Source organism: Pseudomonas brassicae, assembly GCF_010671725.1.
Lineage (GTDB): Bacteria > Pseudomonadota > Gammaproteobacteria > Pseudomonadales > Pseudomonadaceae > Aquipseudomonas > Aquipseudomonas brassicae.
In genome coordinates this window covers 1-16,051 of the sequence record NZ_JAAHBU010000051.1, presented here as the reverse complement: position 1 = coordinate 16,051, position 16,051 = coordinate 1, and the positions used below count along the sequence as shown (strand labels likewise).

Annotated in this window: 14 protein-coding genes and 2 pseudogenes; 10 read left to right on the top strand and 6 right to left on the bottom strand. The window is 65.8% G+C overall.

The features are described from left to right. Window positions 1–8 precede the first annotated feature (8 nt). Window positions 9–1,517, top strand: coding sequence for a right-handed parallel beta-helix repeat-containing protein (locus G3436_RS04850; RefSeq protein ID WP_163941924.1), 1,509 nt, complete (start codon window positions 9–11; stop codon window positions 1,515–1,517). Here G3436_RS04850 and G3436_RS04845 read toward each other — a convergent pair. Further along, the gene (locus G3436_RS04845) at window positions 1,453–1,938 is read right to left on the bottom strand and encodes a GNAT family N-acetyltransferase (protein WP_163941920.1); all 486 of its coding nucleotides are present in this window, start codon (window positions 1,936–1,938) and stop codon (window positions 1,453–1,455) included. The two genes, G3436_RS04850 and G3436_RS04845, sit on opposite strands and share 65 nt — an antisense overlap. Window positions 1,939–2,017: 79 nt before the next feature. Then, window positions 2,018–2,425, bottom strand: coding sequence for a DUF488 domain-containing protein (locus G3436_RS04840; RefSeq protein ID WP_163941917.1), 408 nt, complete (start codon window positions 2,423–2,425; stop codon window positions 2,018–2,020). A 136-nt stretch (window positions 2,426–2,561) separates the two neighbouring features. Between G3436_RS04840 and G3436_RS04835 the strand changes: the two are divergent. Beyond that, window positions 2,562–4,177, top strand: a pseudogene (locus G3436_RS04835) (inorganic phosphate transporter). Between the two features lie 3 nt (window positions 4,178–4,180). Here the strand turns inward: G3436_RS04835 and G3436_RS04830 are convergent. Continuing rightward, on the bottom strand, window positions 4,181–4,951 hold the full coding sequence (locus G3436_RS04830) for an OmpA family protein (protein ID WP_163941913.1): 771 nt from the start codon (window positions 4,949–4,951) through the stop codon (window positions 4,181–4,183). 11 nt (window positions 4,952–4,962) lie between these two features. After that, window positions 4,963–5,370, bottom strand: a complete 408-nt coding sequence (locus G3436_RS04825) for a DUF4398 domain-containing protein (RefSeq protein ID WP_163941910.1) — start codon at window positions 5,368–5,370, stop codon at window positions 4,963–4,965. 212 nt (window positions 5,371–5,582) lie between these two features. Between G3436_RS04825 and G3436_RS04820 the strand changes: the two genes are divergently transcribed. Continuing rightward, window positions 5,583–6,221 carry a TIGR04211 family SH3 domain-containing protein gene (locus tag G3436_RS04820; RefSeq protein ID WP_163941907.1) on the top strand — a complete coding sequence of 213 codons (639 nt, stop codon included), beginning with the start codon at window positions 5,583–5,585 and terminating at the stop codon, window positions 6,219–6,221. A 49-nt stretch (window positions 6,222–6,270) separates the two neighbouring features. Here the strand turns inward: G3436_RS04820 and G3436_RS04815 are convergent, their stop codons facing one another. After that, on the bottom strand, window positions 6,271–7,221 hold the full coding sequence (locus G3436_RS04815; protein ID WP_163941904.1) for a LysR family transcriptional regulator: 951 nt from the start codon (window positions 7,219–7,221) through the stop codon (window positions 6,271–6,273). Window positions 7,222–7,299: 78 nt separating this feature from the next. On the opposite strand from G3436_RS04815, the gene G3436_RS04810 reads away from it, so the two are divergent. From G3436_RS04810 to fusA, 6 genes and pseudogenes are all read left to right on the top strand, one after another. Continuing rightward, window positions 7,300–8,352, top strand: a complete 1,053-nt coding sequence (locus G3436_RS04810) for a Gfo/Idh/MocA family protein (RefSeq protein ID WP_163941902.1) — start codon at window positions 7,300–7,302, stop codon at window positions 8,350–8,352. A gap of 43 nt (window positions 8,353–8,395) precedes the next feature. After that, a complete protein-coding gene (gene aroQ / locus G3436_RS04805; RefSeq protein ID WP_163941899.1) occupies window positions 8,396–8,851 on the top strand; it encodes a type II 3-dehydroquinate dehydratase in 456 nt (151 codons plus the stop codon). Beyond that, window positions 8,848–9,177 carry a hypothetical protein gene (locus tag G3436_RS27335; RefSeq protein ID WP_243667014.1) on the top strand — a complete coding sequence of 110 codons (330 nt, stop codon included), beginning with the start codon at window positions 8,848–8,850 and terminating at the stop codon, window positions 9,175–9,177. The genes aroQ and G3436_RS27335 overlap by 4 nt, the downstream gene beginning before the upstream one ends. Then, entirely contained in the window at window positions 9,114–10,010 is an 897-nt protein-coding gene (locus G3436_RS04800; RefSeq protein WP_243667013.1) for a Gfo/Idh/MocA family protein, read from the top strand. Before G3436_RS27335 ends, G3436_RS04800 begins: the two co-directional genes overlap by 64 nt. Before the next feature lie 272 nt (window positions 10,011–10,282). Further along, on the top strand, window positions 10,283–10,672 hold the full coding sequence (locus G3436_RS04795; RefSeq protein WP_163941896.1) for a tautomerase family protein: 390 nt from the start codon (window positions 10,283–10,285) through the stop codon (window positions 10,670–10,672). A 97-nt stretch (window positions 10,673–10,769) separates the two neighbouring features. Continuing rightward, window positions 10,770–12,874: pseudogene (fusA, locus tag G3436_RS04790) on the top strand (elongation factor G). Here the strand turns inward: fusA and G3436_RS04785 are convergent. Then, window positions 12,875–14,341 carry a SulP family inorganic anion transporter gene (locus G3436_RS04785; protein ID WP_163941893.1) on the bottom strand — a complete coding sequence of 489 codons (1,467 nt, stop codon included), beginning with the start codon at window positions 14,339–14,341 and terminating at the stop codon, window positions 12,875–12,877. 276 nt (window positions 14,342–14,617) lie between these two features. On the opposite strand from G3436_RS04785, the gene G3436_RS04780 reads away from it, so the two are divergent. Next, entirely contained in the window at window positions 14,618–15,898 is a 1,281-nt protein-coding gene (locus G3436_RS04780) for a bifunctional O-acetylhomoserine aminocarboxypropyltransferase/cysteine synthase (RefSeq protein ID WP_163941890.1), read from the top strand. Window positions 15,899–16,051: the final 153 nt, after the last annotated feature.

Genomic DNA, 16,051 nt, shown 5'->3' with positions numbered 1-16,051 from the left:
TGCCCGTCATGGCCCATCGAACCTGTCTTTCGCCCTTCAACTGCCTTGCCGGCCTGCTCCTGGCAAGCCTCGCCGGCGTGGTGCAGGCCGCCAGCCAGAGCCTGCCACTGCAACAGGCCCTGACGGCGGTGGCCGACAGCGAGTACCAGGCGCAACTGCATCAACTGCAGGCCGATACCCGTGCGGCAGTGGCGCTGAGCCTGGCCCCGCGGTCGCGCCCAGCCGGGCGGGCCAGCGTCAGCCTGCAGCCAATGTTCTCGGCCCAGGGGGGCAGTTGGCCGTTCGAGCCGTTCGTCAACAATGGCCTGTTCCGTGCGGTGGCCGGCTACCAGGCGCACCACCCGCAGGCGGTGCTGATCCGCGGCGGCAGCATTACCCTGGCGCAATTGGCCGATACTCTCGGCGATGCACGGGTGCTCAAGCGCTACAAGGACGGCTACCTGCTCAGCTACCCGTTGATGATTGCCAGCGATGGTGGCCTGGTGCTCGAAGGCACCAGCCTCTACCTGTACAGCTATTCAGGCACGGCCGTGATCAACCAGGGTTGGCTGGGCCTGAACCAGTCGCGCCTGGAAAGCGTGGCCGGCGCCCAGGCGGGCAATACCGAGCGTGCCTGGCGGCCGTTCGTGGTGGCCTGGGCCGGCAGCCACACCCAGGTGATCGGCTCGAGCCTCAACCGCCTGGGCTACAACGCCAACCTGTCGCGCGGCCTGAGCACCGCCCTGAGCAGCCAGCAGCCGGCAACCACGCGCCCGGCCAGCGTGCTGATCCGCGACAGCCACATCAGCGAGCTTTCGGCGGTGGAGCTGCAGCACAGCCAGGGGCGGGTCGAGCGCAGCCGCTTCGAGGGCTCGCAGCAATACGCTATCGACGTACGTGACAGCCAGGTGCACATCGCCCACAACCAGCTACGCGGGGTCGACAACAACAGTGGCATCCGCCTGCGCGGCCACACCCGTGCACTGCTGGAGCACAACCTGATCCTGGGCACGCAGAAGGCCGCCATCGAAATCAGCGACCAGCAAGGCGCGCTGTTGCTGGCCGGCAACCGTATCGGCGACAGCCGCGGCAACGGCGTACTGCTGCGCAACCTCAAGGGCGCGCAGGCACTGCTGATCGAGGACAACCTGATCGGCAACAGCCAGGGCAGCGCGGTGGATGCCAGCGAAGTGTCCCGCGTGGTGCTGGTCAACAACCGCATTGGCAATACCCCGGAGTACGCCATCAGCCTGCGCAACGCACAGCCGCTGGCGGGCCCGTTGATCCTGGGCGGCAATACCCTGGGCCGGGCGGGCAAGGCGGTGGTACGCGTCGAGGGGCTGGAGCAGGTGTTACTGGGCAGTAACCGCTTCGAGGGCAAGCCGTTGCTGCAAAACCTGCTGATCGGTGATCTGCTGCCCCTGCAAGGTGTGTTGCTCGATGCCACGTTGCGCCAGGGCTGTGCAGTGCAGGTCAAGCGCGTGGCAGTGGGCGCTGCGCTGCCGGGCCAGCTGTGCCTGCAGCGTGCAGGTCGCTAGCCCGCTGCATGCGCACGAAGCACTCGTCCTCGCCCTGGGCCACAAAGCCGTGGCGCTGGTACAGGGCCTGGGCCGGGTTGCTCTTGAACACGGTCAGGCGCAGCAGCCCCAGCCGGCGCGTGCGGGCCCAGGCCGGCAATTGCTCCAGGACCCAGCTGCCGACACCGTGGCCGCGTGCAGTTTCGATCAGGTGCAGTTCGCGGATGTACAGTGCGCGGCTGTCCTGGCTGAGGCTGCAGAAGCCCAGCACTCGTTCGCCATCGACCACCAGCCATTGCTCGCGCCAGCCCCAGGCCTGGTTGAAGGCTTCTTCCATCCACAGCAGGTCGAACTCGCGGTAATACCCCAGCATGGCGCGGCGCGTGAGGTCACGGGCGAAGGTCAGGTGCTGCTCGGTGGCGGGGATCAGGTCAAGGTTCATTTCAAGCATTCGGTGAGAGGCGCCTGCTGCGCCGGCCATCGCGGCTCAAGCCCGCTGCGACAAGGTTGGCGGTGTTGCCTCACACTGTAGGGCCGGGCAGGTCCGCATAGCAAACCGGCGAACTCCCCGGCCCGTGGCGCTCCAGCTCATCCTCCAGCCACCCGGCCAGCACCTGGGCGTTATTGTGCCGCTCATCCCTGGCCGCATACACCAGCGTCAGCGTGCCGCTGCGCGCCTTGTCCAGCAACCCCCACCAGTGCTGCGGCTGCGCCGCAAGCTGCGCGCGATAGTGCTGGGCAAACTCGTCGAACGCCATCGCGTGCGCATGAAATGCCTGGCGCAGCTGCGCAGACGGCGCCACCTGCGGCAACCACGCCAGCAACGCCAGCTGATCCTTGCGCCGGTTGCGCGGCCACAACCGGTCCACCAGCACGCGCTGGCCATCCTCCGGCGCCGCCGGCTCATAAGCACGCTTGCAGCGAATCATGCGTCTTCTCCTTCCCGGTCTTTTATCAGCTTAGTCGCCCAACCGCCGTTTTCGTTGACCGAAATCACTATGCCATCACCCAGGGTTTTTATGCTGACTGCGCCAGGCACGAATTCAACCTACCGGACCCGTCAGCATGACCACCCCGACCAGCGCCACCCTCGCCCCAGCGGGTGCGCGCGACGCGCTATCCCAACCGGCTGCCCGCTCGGGCCGCGCCACGATCACCCTGTTTGTCAGCCTGCTGCTCGGCGGCCTGGTGTACACCGCCTGGAGCCTGTTTCGCGACATCGACGCGGCCGGCACCGTGGTCACCACCTGGACGCCCTTCGTGCTGCTGGGCGTGGCATTGCTGATTGCGCTGGGCTTCGAGTTCGTCAACGGCTTTCACGACACCGCCAACGCCGTGGCCACGGTGATCTACACCCACTCGCTGCCGGCACAGTTCGCCGTGGTGTGGTCGGGGTGCTGGAATTTCCTCGGGGTGCTGCTTTCCAGCGGCGCGGTGGCATTCGGCATCATTGCGCTGCTGCCGGTGGAGCTGATCCTGCAGGTGGGCTCAGCAGCCGGCTTCGCGATGGTCTTCGCCCTGCTGCTGGCAGCCATCATCTGGAACCTGGGCACCTGGTGGCTGGGGCTGCGGCTTCGTCCTCGCACACCCTGATCGGCTCGATCATCGGCGTGGGCGTGGCCAACGCGCTGATGCATGGACGCGACGGCAGCAGTGGCGTGGACTGGTCGCAGGCGAGCAAGGTCGGTTACTCGCTGCTGCTCTCGCCACTGGTCGGGTTTGCCTGCGCCGCGCTGTTGCTGGTGGCCCTGCGCATGCTGGTCAAACGGCGCGACCTGTACCAGGCCCCAGTCGGCGAGACGCCACCGCCCTGGTGGATTCGCGGCCTGCTGATCCTGACCTGCACCGGCGTGTCGTTCGCCCACGGCTCCAACGATGGCCAGAAAGGCATGGGCCTGATCATGCTGATCCTGGTCGGCACCCTGCCCATGGCCTACGCACTGAACCGCACCATGCCGGCCGAACAATCGCTGCAATTCGCCGAGGTGGCGCAGGTCACCCAGCAGGCACTGCAGCGCCACTCGTCGCACCCCGCCCCGTTGGACCCGCGCGCCACCCTCACCCTGTACCTGCGCGAACAGCAACCCAGCGCCGAGCTGGTGCCGGCGCTGGGTGCACTGGCCGGCCTGATCGGTGACGAAGTGCAAGGCTACGGCTCGCTGACACGGGTGCCGGCCGAGGCCATGGCCAACGTGCGCAACGACATGTACCTGACCAGCGAAGCCATCCGCCTGATGCAACGCCATCAGCATGGCGGGTTCGACGCAGCCACGGCCAGCCAGGTACAGGTGTTCAAGGGGCGCATCGACGATGCCACGCGCTTCATCCCGCTGTGGGTCAAGATCGCCGTGGCCATCGCCCTGGGCCTGGGCACCATGGTGGGCTGGCGGCGGATCGTGGTGACCGTCGGCGAAAAGATCGGCAAGACCCACCTCACCTACGCCCAGGGTGCCTCGGCCGAGTTGGTGGCAATGTGCACCATCGGTGCCGCAGACATGTACGGCTTGCCCGTCTCGACCACCCATGTACTCTCATCCGGGGTGGCCGGGAGCATGGTGGCCAACGGATCGGGCCTGCAGATGCGGACCATCGCCAACCTGGCGATGGCCTGGGTGCTGACCCTGCCCGCAGCAATGCTGCTGTCGGGCGGGCTGTACTGGTTACTCAGTGGGTTGCTGTAGCGCTCAGCGGCCGCCGACAGCAGTGTCGCCGTGGGAGATGATCACTTCAACGCGTCGGTTGAGCTGGCGCGACTGCGCGCTGGCATTGGATGCCACCGGGTACGCCTTGCCATAGCCGGCACTGATCACACGCTGGGCCTGTATCCCTTGACGGCGCAAGGCATTGGCCACCGCCGCAGCACGCTGCTCCGACAACTGCTGGTTGAAGGCATCGGCGCCGGTCGAATCGGTGAAGCCTTCGACCCGCACCTTGCGCTCCGGGTTGGCCCGCAGGTACTCGGCCAGTTGCTCGATGTTGCGCTGGCTGCCGCCCTTGAGCTCGGCACGGCCGGTATCGAACAGCACGTCGCCAAAGGTGACCACGGTGCCGCGGTCGGTCTGCTTGGCCTTGAGTTGCTGCAATGCCTTGAGCTGGGCAGTACGCACATCCAGGCGGGCCTGGGTACGCTGCGCTTCGATGCCTTGCAGGCCGGCCTCGGCCTGGCGCAAGGCGATGGTCTGTTCGGCCACGGCAATTTTCTGGCGGGCCAGGTAGCTCAGCTGGTCGAGTTGCGGTGCCTTGCGGTCCTTGATCGACAGCAGCTCGGCCTTGCCCAGCGCGTTGAAGGCGTCCTTGGTTTCCAGTGCGGCCAGCCGGCTGGATTCCGGTTTGCTCTGCAGCACGCTGAAATCTTCGCGGGCCTCGACCAGGCCGGGGTGTTCAGCCGTGCTGGTGCAACCGACGACAAACACAGCCAGTACGGACAGAACAGGCAACAGGGGTTTGATACGCATGACAGGGATTCTCATGGAGTGATCGTGTTGATGAGGGTGTCGGGGGCCTGGAGCATTTCCTGCTTCAGCACTTCGATACCTTGGTGGGCGCTCTGCAACTGCTGCTGCGCCTTGACTGCCCGAGCCTTGCGTTCGGCCAGGTTGGCATCGGCCTCGGCCTGTTCGGCCAGGGTGCGGGCCGCGGTATAGTTCTTCTCGCCCAGGGCGCGCTCGACGCCATACAACTTGTCCTGGGCAGACTTCATCTCGGCGGGGGCGAACTGCGTGGCATCGGCAGTCACTGCGCGGCTGACCGCGTTGCGGCTCAGCTCGACCTGATCGGTGGGCACCGGTACACCGGCGCAGCCAGCCAGCGCGGCCATCAAGGTGACCACCAGAGCGCCAGAGGCCAGGGGTTTGGCGGTGCGAATAGCAACCATGGGAAGACTCCAGAAACGTGGGAAGAAACATCCGGTGTTCAAGCGCTGTAAGACTATTCCCAGCGCCCAAGGCCGCCCTATCGGAGCGCGCCTCACTCAGAGTCGGAAATTTCCGCTAACACACCCCGAAAGCAGCCTGGCTGTTGTAGTGAACCCAAACGCCAAAAAAACGGTCTGTGTGTTTCATTTTTTCTGTTTTCAAGAAGACCACCATGCCCCCATCTCTTCAGCTTCGCGCACGGCGCTCTCTTATTCCTGGCCTGCTCGGCGGCCTTATCCTGGTGTGCGGCCAGGCCCAGGCAGAGGACAATCAGCGCTGGGTCAGCGACAGCCTGAGCACCTACGTGCGCAGCGGCCCCACCGATGGCCATCGCATCGTCGGCAACCTCAAGTCCGGGCAAAAGGTCACCCTGCTGTCCAGCCAGGGCAACTACAGCCAGGTACGCGGCGAGTCGGGAGATACCGTATGGATCAGCAACAGCGACCTGCAGACGGTGCCCGGGCAAGCCGAGCGCGTGCCGCAACTGACCGAGCAGGTGACGCAGTTGAGCGAGCAGCTCAAGGGCATCGACGACACCTGGAAAGCCCGCGTGCAGGGCATGCAGGAGACGCTGGACTCGCGCAAGGCGCTGATCGATGAACTGGAGGCGCGCAGCAAGGCGTTGAACGCAGAGCTGGGCGACGCGCAGTCGCAACTGCGTGATACCCAGGCGCGCCTGGGCGACGAGAACAAGCAGGTGCTGATGCGCTATATGGTGTACGGCGGCGGCATCGCCGGCGCGGGCCTGCTGGCAGGGCTGATCCTGCCGGCGCTGAGCCGCGGGCGCAAGCGTAACGACCGCTGGTTCTGAGGCGCCTGCCTTCGCCAGCAAGGCTGGCTCCTACAGGCGCCAGCCCCGGCTAATCCTGCGTCATGCCGCCCAATGCATACGGCCCCTGCGCCAGTTGCTCGCGCAAGAACGCCACACAACTGCGCACCTTGGCCGAACTTGACGAGCGCACTGCCGTGACCGCCCAGATGTCTGCCGGCTGGTAGTACCCCGGCAGCACCTGCACCAGCGCCCCGCTGTTCAGGCTCGCCGCCACATCCCAGCGCGACGCCATGATGATGCCGTGCCCGTCATGCGCCCACTGGCGCACGATATCGCTGTGGTTGGAGGCCATGGGGCCTGTGACTTTGACCGTCTCGGCGCCATTCGGGCCCACCAGGCGCCACACCCCGAAACGATCGTCACGGCTGCGGAACAACAGGCAGTCATGCTGCGCCAGGTCTGCCGGCACCCGTGGCTGCCCGCGCCGGGCCAGGTAGTCGGGCGCCGCCGCCAGCACTCGCGAGCTGCTGGCAATACGGTGCGCGATCAGGTGCTTCTCCTGTACCTCGCCGACCCGCACGTCGATGTCGAAGTTGTCGGCGATCAGGTCGACACGCCGGTCCAGCAGCTCCACCCACACCTCCAGCGCCGGGTACTGGCGACGCAGCAACGACAGGATCGGCGCCACATGCTCGCGCCCCAGGCGCAGGCTGGTACACACGCGCAGGGTGCCCTGCGGTTCGCTCTGCCCGCCCGACAGCGCGTCGAGCATGGCACCGACATCCTCGAGAATCTTCTGCGCCCAGGCGAACGCCGCCTCGCCATCGCTGGTGATGTTGACCCGGCGCGTGGTGCGGTTGAACAGCTTGACCCCCAGCATCGTCTCAAGGGTCGCAATGCGCTTGCTCACATGCGCCGGTGACAGCCCGGTCTCGGTCGCCGCCGCGATGAAACTGGAGCGGCGCGCCACTTCGCAGAACAACTGCAGGTCGCGCAGCAGCGGCTCATTATTCGCTATCAGCGCATTCTGATTCTTCATTTGGCCTGATTATCTCCTGGCGCTTTTTTATTAGCCTCTCACAAACCTGCTTCGTCCAAGAACAAGAAAGTGAGAACCATGACTGCAATCCGCCTTGCCGTTGCCGGTGCCGGCCTGATCGGCCGCCGCCATATCGAACTGATCCAGGCCAGCGCCGCGTGCACCCTGGCCGCCATCGTCGACCCATGCCCCGCCGCTGCCGAACTGGCGCAGGCCTGCGACGTGCCGCTGTACCCCGATCTCGCCAGCCTGTTCGCCACGCAAACGCCTGACGGCGTGATTCTCGCCACCCCCAACCAGTTGCATGTCGAGGGTGCGCTGGCCTGCGTCGCGCGCGGCGTACCGGCGCTGATCGAAAAGCCGGTGGCGCATACCCTTGAAGAAGGCAAGCGCCTGCTCGCGATCGCCGAGCAGCGCGGTGCTCGTTTGCTGGTCGGCCACCACCGCGCCCACAGCGCGATCCTGCACAAGGCCCGCGAAGTGATCGCCGAGGGGCTGCTCGGCAACCTGGTGGCGGTGATGGGCAGTGCCCTGTTCTACAAGCCCGACGACTACTTCGACGCCGCCCCGTGGCGCCGCGAGGCCGGGGGTGGCCCGGTGCTGATCAACCTGATCCACGAGATCGGCAACCTGCGCTCGCTGTGCGGCGAGATCGTCGCCGTGCAAGCCCAGGCCTCCAATGCCACCCGCGGCTTTGCGGTGGAGGACAGCATTGCCATCAGCCTGCGCTTTGCCAGTGGTGCACTGGGCACCTTCATGCTTTCCGACACGGCGGCCTGCGCGCGCAGCTGGGAACAGACCGCACGGGAAAACCTCGACTACCCCAGCTACGCCGACGAAGACTGCTACGTGCTGGCCGGTACCCAGGGTTCGCTGTCGATCCCGACCATGCGCCTGAAATACTACGCCCGCGACGAGCAACGCTCGTGGTGGCGGCCGTTCCAGTGCACCACCGCCAGCCTCGAGGAGGCCGACCCGCTGGCACGCCAGCTGGCGCATTTCTGCCAGGTGATACGCGGCCACGCCGAGCCACTGGTCAGCGTGCGCGACGGCCTGCGCAACCTGCAGGTCATCGACGCCATCGGCGAAGCCGCGCGCACTGGCCACACGGTGAACATCCAGCAGCTCTGACAGCGACGCCCCCCCCGCACCTTACTTGAACGGAAACCCGCCCATGCCCACCCTGCTCGTACTCAACGGCCCCAACCTGAACATGCTGGGCCTGCGCCAGCCCGAAGTCTATGGCCGCGAAACCCTGGCGGATGTCGAAACCCTGTGCCGAGGCACCGGCGCCGAGCTGGAACTGAGCATCGAGTTCCAGCAGACCAACCACGAAGGCCAGATGATCGACTGGATCCACCAGGCCCGTGGCCGGGTGGCCGGCATCGTGATCAACCCCGGCGCCTGGACCCACACCTCGGTGGCGATCCACGACGCGCTGATCGCCGCCGAAGTGCCGGTGATCGAGGTACACATTTCCAACGTGCACCGCCGCGAAGCGTTCCGTCATCACTCCTATGTATCGCTGGTGGCCACGGCCGTGCTGGCGGGTTTCGGCACCCATGGCTACGCGCTTGCCATCCGCCACTTCGCCCACCTGCAGCGCACCGCGCAAGGAGACCTGCCATGAAGACCGTCGCCAACCCCAGCCAACGTCTGCGCCTGGGCTTTGTCGGCGGTGGCCTGGAATCCTCGATCGGCGCCACCCACCGCTATGCCGCACAACTGGACGGCCACTTCGAGCTGGTGGCCGGCGTGTTTGCCCGCGACCCGGCGCGCAATCACGCGGCCGCCCAGGCCTATGGCGTGGCGCCTGATCGGGTGTATGCCGACCACCAGAGCATGGCCGTGCCGAAGCGGCACGCCCTGACGGTGTGCAAGCGGTTGCGATCATGGCGCCCAATACCGTGCACGTGCCGGCCAGCCTGGCATTTCTCGACCAGGGCATCGACGTGATCTGCGACAAGCCGCTGGCCTCCAGCCTGGCCGAGGCGCACCAGTTGCTGGAGCGCGCACGCAGGGGCCCGGCGCTGCACCTGCTGACCCACAACTACAGTGGCTACCCACTGGTGCGTGAAGCCCGTGAGCTGATCGCCCGTGGCGCCATCGGCGAGGTGCGCCTGGTGCAGGTGGAGCACGCCAGTGCATTCGGCACCCACCCGCTGGAACAGCAGGGGGTCAAGGCGCTGGCCTGGCGCACCGACCCGGCACAGGCCGGGGCGTCGTCGGTGCTGGCCGATGTGGGGGTGCATGCGCACCAGTTGCTGCGCTTTGTCAGCGGGCAGGAGGTCAGCCAGGTCTCGGCCGAGCTGAGCACACTGGTGCCAGGGCGCCAGTCGGACGACAACGCGCACGTGAAGCTGCGCTTGACCAACGGCGCACGCGGCATGCTCTGGGCCAGCTTCGTCGCCGCCGGCCACCGCCATGGCCTGCAGCTGCGGGTATTCGGTTCGACCGGCTCGATCTACTGGCACCAGGAAGAGCCGGACCGCCTCGAACTGCGCCATCAGGACCAGCCGCACCAGATCCTGCGCCGTGGCGAGGCGTGGCTGAGCGAGTCGGCGAAGTTGTCGACACGTATCAAGGCGGGGCAGCCGGAAGGCTTGCTGGAGGCGTTCGCCAACATCTACAGCGAAGCGGCCGAGCGCATCATGGCGCGTCGCGAGCAGCGTGCACCGAGTGCCCAGTCGCTGCTGTGCCCCACCGCCGAGGACGGCGTGCGCGGCATGGCCTTCATCGAAGCGTGCGTGCAGTCGAACGCGGGGGATGGGCGCTGGACCGAGGTCTGAGTAACCTCCGGGGCCTCTTCGCTGGCAAGCCAGCTCCCACAGTGACAGCGGTGATGGCGAGATCACAATTGGCTATGAAGGAGCTAGCCAGCCAGTTCCCACAGCCACAGCGGTGATGGCGAGATCACAATTGGCCATGAAGGAGCTAGCCAGCCAGTTCCCACAGCCACAGCGGTGATGGCGAGATCACGACGGGCCCTGTGGGAGCTGGCTTGCCAGCGAAAGGGCCATCCGCCACGATGCACTCCCCCCGCCCTACACGGATCGTTGCCATGGCCCAGATCAAGATCTACGGATTGCGCACCACCCTCGACCAACACCGCGGCGCCCTCGCCGACGCCATCCACGGCGCCGTCATGAACGCCCTGCAGTACCCGGTGGAAAAACGCTTCCAGCGCTACATCGCCCTGGACCCCGCCGATTTCCTCTACCCGCAGGACCGCTCGCAACACTACCTGATCATCGAGATCAGCCTGTTCGAAGGCCGTAGCACCGCCGCGAAAAAAGACCTGATCCGTCAGCTGTTCCAGCGCATCGGCGAACATACCGGCATCCACCCCCAGGACATCGAAATCACCCTGTTCGAGACCCCACGCGAAAACTGGGGCATCCGCGGCGTACCCGGCGACGAGCTGGGCCTGAGCTACACCGTAGAGGTCTGAACACGCGCGCCGACCGGTAGCGGCACCTGCGCATTCTTCTGCTTAACTGGAAGAACCCGGGCCACAGGCTGCCCGCCGCTTGCACAGGTGAACGACCATGGCGCGCACCACCCCCATCGAGCTGTACCGCAATATCGGTATCGTCGCCACGTCGACGCGGGCAAGACCACCACCACCGAACGCATCCTGTTCTACACCGGGGTCAACCACAAGATGGGCGAAGTGCACGACGGTGCCGCCACCATGGACTGGATGGCCCAGGAACAGGAACGCGGCATCACCATCACCTCCGCCGCTACCACCGCCTTCTGGCAAGGCTCGACCAAGCAGTTCCCCGACAAATACCGCTTCAACATCATCGACACCCCCGGCCACGTCGACTTCACCATCGAGGTGGAGCGCTCGCTGCGCGTGCTCGACGGCGCGGTGGTGGTGTTCAGCGGCGCCGACGGGGTCGAACCGCAGTCCGAGACCGTCTGGCGCCAGGCCAACAAATACCATGTGCCGCGCCTGGCCTACGTGAACAAGATGGACCGCCAGGGCGCCGACTTCCTGCGCGTGGTCAAGCAGATCGACAAGCGCCTGGGCCACCACCCGGTACCGATCCAGCTGGCGATCGGCGCCGAAGAACACTTCATCGGGCAGATCGACCTGCTCCGGATGAAGGCCATCTACTGGAATGACGACGACAATGGCACCAGTTATCGCGAAGAACAGATCCCGGCAGACCTGCAGGAGCTGGCCAACGAGTGGCGTGCGCACATGGTCGAGGCAGCCGCCGAAGCCAACGACGAGTTCATGGAGCTGTACCTGAACGGCGAGGAGCTGAGCAACGCGCAAATCAAGGCCGGCCTGCGCAAGCGCACCCTGGCCAACGAAATCGTGCCCGCCATCTGCGGCTCGTCGTTCAAGAACAAAGGCGTGCCGCTGATGCTCGACGCGGTGATCGACTACCTGCCTGCCCCGTCCGAAATCGCCTCGATCAATGGCACCGACCCCGACCACCAAGACAAGCACCTGGAGCGCCACGCCGACGACAACGAACCGTTCTCGGCCCTGGCGTTCAAGATCGCCACCGACCCCTTCGTCGGTACGCTGACCTTTGCCCGGGTGTATTCAGGGGTGTTGAACTCGGGCGATGCGGTGCTCAACTCGGTCAAGGGCAAGAAGGAGCGCGTGGGGCGCATGGTGCAGATGCACGCCAACCAGCGCGCCGAGATCAAGGCCGTGTGCGCCGGCGACATCGCCGCACTCATCGGCATGAAGGACGTGACCACCGGCGACACCCTGTGCGACATCAACAAGCCGATCATCCTCGAACGCATGGACTTCCCCGACCCGGTGATCTCGGTGGCGGTAGAGCCCAAGACCAAGGCCGACCAGGAAAAAATGGGCATCGCCCTGAGCAAGCTGGCCCAGGAAGACCCGTCGTTCCGGGTACGCACCGACGAGGAAACCGCGCAGACCATCATTTCCGGCATGGGCGAGCTGCACCTGGACATCATCGTCGACCGCATGAAACGCGAGTTCAACGTCGAGGCCAACGTCGGCAAGCCGCAGGTGGCCTACCGCGAGAAGATCCGCAACACCTGCGAGATCGAGGGCAAGTTCGTGCGCCAGTCCGGTGGGCGCGGGCAATACGGGCATTGCTGGATCCGCTTCGCCCCCGGCGACGAGGGCAAGGAAGGCCTGGAGTTCGTCAACGAAGTGGTCGGCGGCGTGATACCCCGCGAGTACATCCCGGCGATCCAGAAAGGCATCGAGGACCAGATGAAGAACGGCGTGCTGGCCGGCTACCCATTGATCGGCCTGAAGGCCACGGTATTCGATGGCTCGTACCATGACGTCGACTCCAACGAGATGGCGTTCAAGGTGGCGGCGTCGATGGCCACCAAGCAGCTGGCGCAAAAAGGCGCTGCGGTACTGCTGGAACCGGTGATGAAGGTCGAGGTGGTGACGCCCGAGGAGTACCAGGGCGACATCCTTGGCGACCTGAGCCGGCGCCGCGGGCTGATCCAGGAAGGTGAAGACACCCCGGCCGGCAAGGTGGTACGCGCCGAGGTGCCGCTGGGCGAGATGTTCGGCTACTCCACGCAGATGCGCTCGATGACCCAGGGCCGGGCCAGCTACACGATGGAGTTCACCAAGTATGCCGAGGCGCCGGCGAGTATTGCCGATGCGATCATCAAGAAGCAGGGCTGATCAAGCGTGCGGCACCCCCGCACGCTTGAGCAGTTGCTTGCAGCGCTCGGTGAGGTGCACCACGCGCAGGTGCTTGCCGGCCTTGGCGTAGCGCTCGCGCAGGGTCTTGATGGCGGCAATCGCCGAATAGTCCACCACCCGCAGGTGTGCACAGTCCAGGGTGACCTCGGCCGGGTCGTCGGCGTGGCTGAACTGGTTCAGAAACGTCGTGACCGAGGCAAAGAACAAGGTGCCGTGCGCACGGTAGAGCTTGCTGCCGTCTGCCTGGAGGCTGCTGTCGGCGTACAGTTCGCGCGCCTGCTGCCAGGCGAAGTTCAGCGCGGCGATGACGATGCCGAACAGCACGGCCATGGCCAGGTCGGTGAACACCGTCACCAGCGTGACCGCCACGATGGCCAGCACATCGTTGACCGGGACCTTGTGCAGCACCCGCAGCGAAGCCCAGGCGAAGGTCTGCTGCGCCACCACGAACATCACCCCCACCAGCGCCGCCAGCGGGATGCGCTCGATCAGCGGCGCCAGAAACAGCACGAACATCAGCACCATCAGCCCGGCCACCACGCCGGACAGGCGCCCGCGCCCGCCAGAACTGAGGTTGATCACGGTCTGTCCGATCATGGCGCAACCGCCCATGCCACCGCACAGCCCCGAGACCATGTTGGCGGCCCCGAGGGCGACGCACTCACGGTCGGGATGGCCGCGGCTTTCGGTGATCTCATCGGTGAGGTTGAGCGTCAGCAGGGTTTCCAGCAGGCCGACCATGGCCATCAGCACCGCGTAGGGGGCGATGATATACAGGGTCTGCAGGCTCCACGGCAGTTGCGGCAGCGCCAGCATCGGCAAGCCGCCGGCGATGTGCGCCATGTCGCCGAGGGTGCGGGTGGGCAGGTCGAACAGGTACACCAGCAGGCCCACACCCAGGATCGCCACCAGCGCGGGGGGTACGCTGCGGGTCAGGCGCGGCAGCACGTAGACGATCGCCATGGTCAGCGCCACCAGGCCCAGCATCAGGTACAGCGCCGTCCCAGCGAGCCACAGCTGGCCGTCCTTGAAGTGTTCGAGCTGGGCCAGCGCAATGACGATCGCCAGGCCATTGACGAAGCCGAGCATCACCGGGTACGGCACCAGGCGCACCAGCTTGCCCAGGCGTAGCAGGCCGAACAGCAGCATGATCAACCCGCCCAGCAACACCGTGGCCAGCAGGTACTGCACGCCGTGTTGCACCACCAGCGCAACGATCACCACGGCCATCGAGCCGGCGGCGCCGGAGACCATGCCCGGGCGCCCGCCGAACAGCGCGGTCAGGGTGCAGATGATGAAGGCGCCGTACAGGCCCATCAGCGGGTTGAGGTGCGCGACCAGGGCAAAGGCGATGCACTCGGGCACCAGGGCGAAGGCGGTGGTCAGGCCGGCCAGGACATCGGCGCGCAGGGGCGCGAGTCGGAGGAGTTTGCGTGTAGGTTGCATCGGGATTCCAATCGGCAAGGCGGCGCCCGGTGGCGCAGGGCCGGGGCGTGGGGAACACAAGGGTGAACAGGTTGGCCAGCTTACCTCAATCGCCGGTGGCTGGCGTGGCGGCGCTGCGGTCCGGTGGCGGCACGCGTGCCAGTGCGGCCTGGCTGATCTGCTGCGCGAAAGTACCGGCATTTTCGGTTCGAGCGCCCGAAGGTGCAAGGCTTGACCTTGGCTTCGCTGGCCGCGCATGCTCTGGCTCCCCATGACCTTTCAAGGAACGACTGCCTCATGAAGCTGGAAACCTTGGCGATCCACGCGGGCTTCAGCCCCGATCCGACCACCAAAGCGGTTGCGGTGCCGATCTACCAGACCACCTCGTTTGCCTTCGACGACACCCAGCATGGGGCCGACCTGTTCGACCTGAAGGTCGCGGGCAATATCTACAGCCGCATCATGAACCCCACCAACGACGTGCTGGAACAGCGCATGGCGGCCCTGGAGGGCGGTGTCGGTGCGCTGGCGGTGGCATCGGGCATGGCGGCCATCACCTACGCGATCCAGACCGTGGCCGAGGCCGGCGACAACATCGTCTCGGTGGCCAAGCTGTATGGCGGCACCTACAACCTGCTGGCGCACACCTTGCCGCGCTACGGCATCCAGACCCGCTTTGCCGCGCATGACGACATTGCTGCGCTGGAAGCGCTGATCGACGACAAGACCAAGGCAGTGTTCTGCGAGTCGATCGGCAACCCGGCCGGCAACATCGTCGACCTGCGAGCGTTGGCCGATGCGGCGCACCGCCATGGCGTGCCGCTGATTGTCGACAACACCGTGGCCACGCCGATCCTGTGCCGGCCGTTCGAGCATGGTGCTGACGTGGTGGTGCACTCGCTGACCAAGTACATCGGTGGGCACGGCACCAGCATTGGTGGCATCGTGATCGATTCGGGCACGTTCCCGTGGGCCGAGCACAAGCAGCGGTTTGCCTTGCTCAACACCCCCGACCCGTCCTACCACGGCGTGACCTATACCGAGGCCTTTGGCCCGGCGGCGTTCATTGGGCGTTGCCGCGTGGTGCCGTTGCGCAACACCGGGGCGGCGTTGTCGCCGTTCAATGCGTTCCTGATCCTGCAGGGCCTGGAGACCCTGGCCTTGCGCATGGAGCGGCACACCGAGAATGCGTTGAAGGTGGCCCACTACCTCAAGGCGCATGAGCAGGTGGCGTGGGTGAAGTATGCCGGCCTGCCGGATCATCCGGAGCATGCCTTGGCGGTGCGTTACACCGAAGGCAAGCCTGCGTCGATCCTGTCGTTCGGGATCAAGGGTGGCCAGGAGGCTGGAGCGCGGTTCATCGATGCATTGAAGCTGGTGGTGCGTTTGGTGAACATTGGTGATGCCAAGTCGCTGGCGTGTCATCCGGCGTCTACTACGCATCGTCAGTTGAATGATGACGAGTTGGAAAAGGCGGGTGTGCCGCGTGACATGGTGCGGTTGTCGATTGGTATCGAGCACAGCGATGACATCCTGGCGGATCTGGCGCAGGCGCTGGAGGCTTCGCGGGGGGCTTGATAGCTGGCACGTCGTGGCTACACCCAGATTGTTCGCCGGGCCACCAAGGCTGGCGACGCCTATCTGTCAGACCATGGCGCGTTGCAACAAATGTGGTAGCTGCGGTGCGACGACTCGCCTTGCCAGCGCCCACATTTGTTGCAACGTACCATG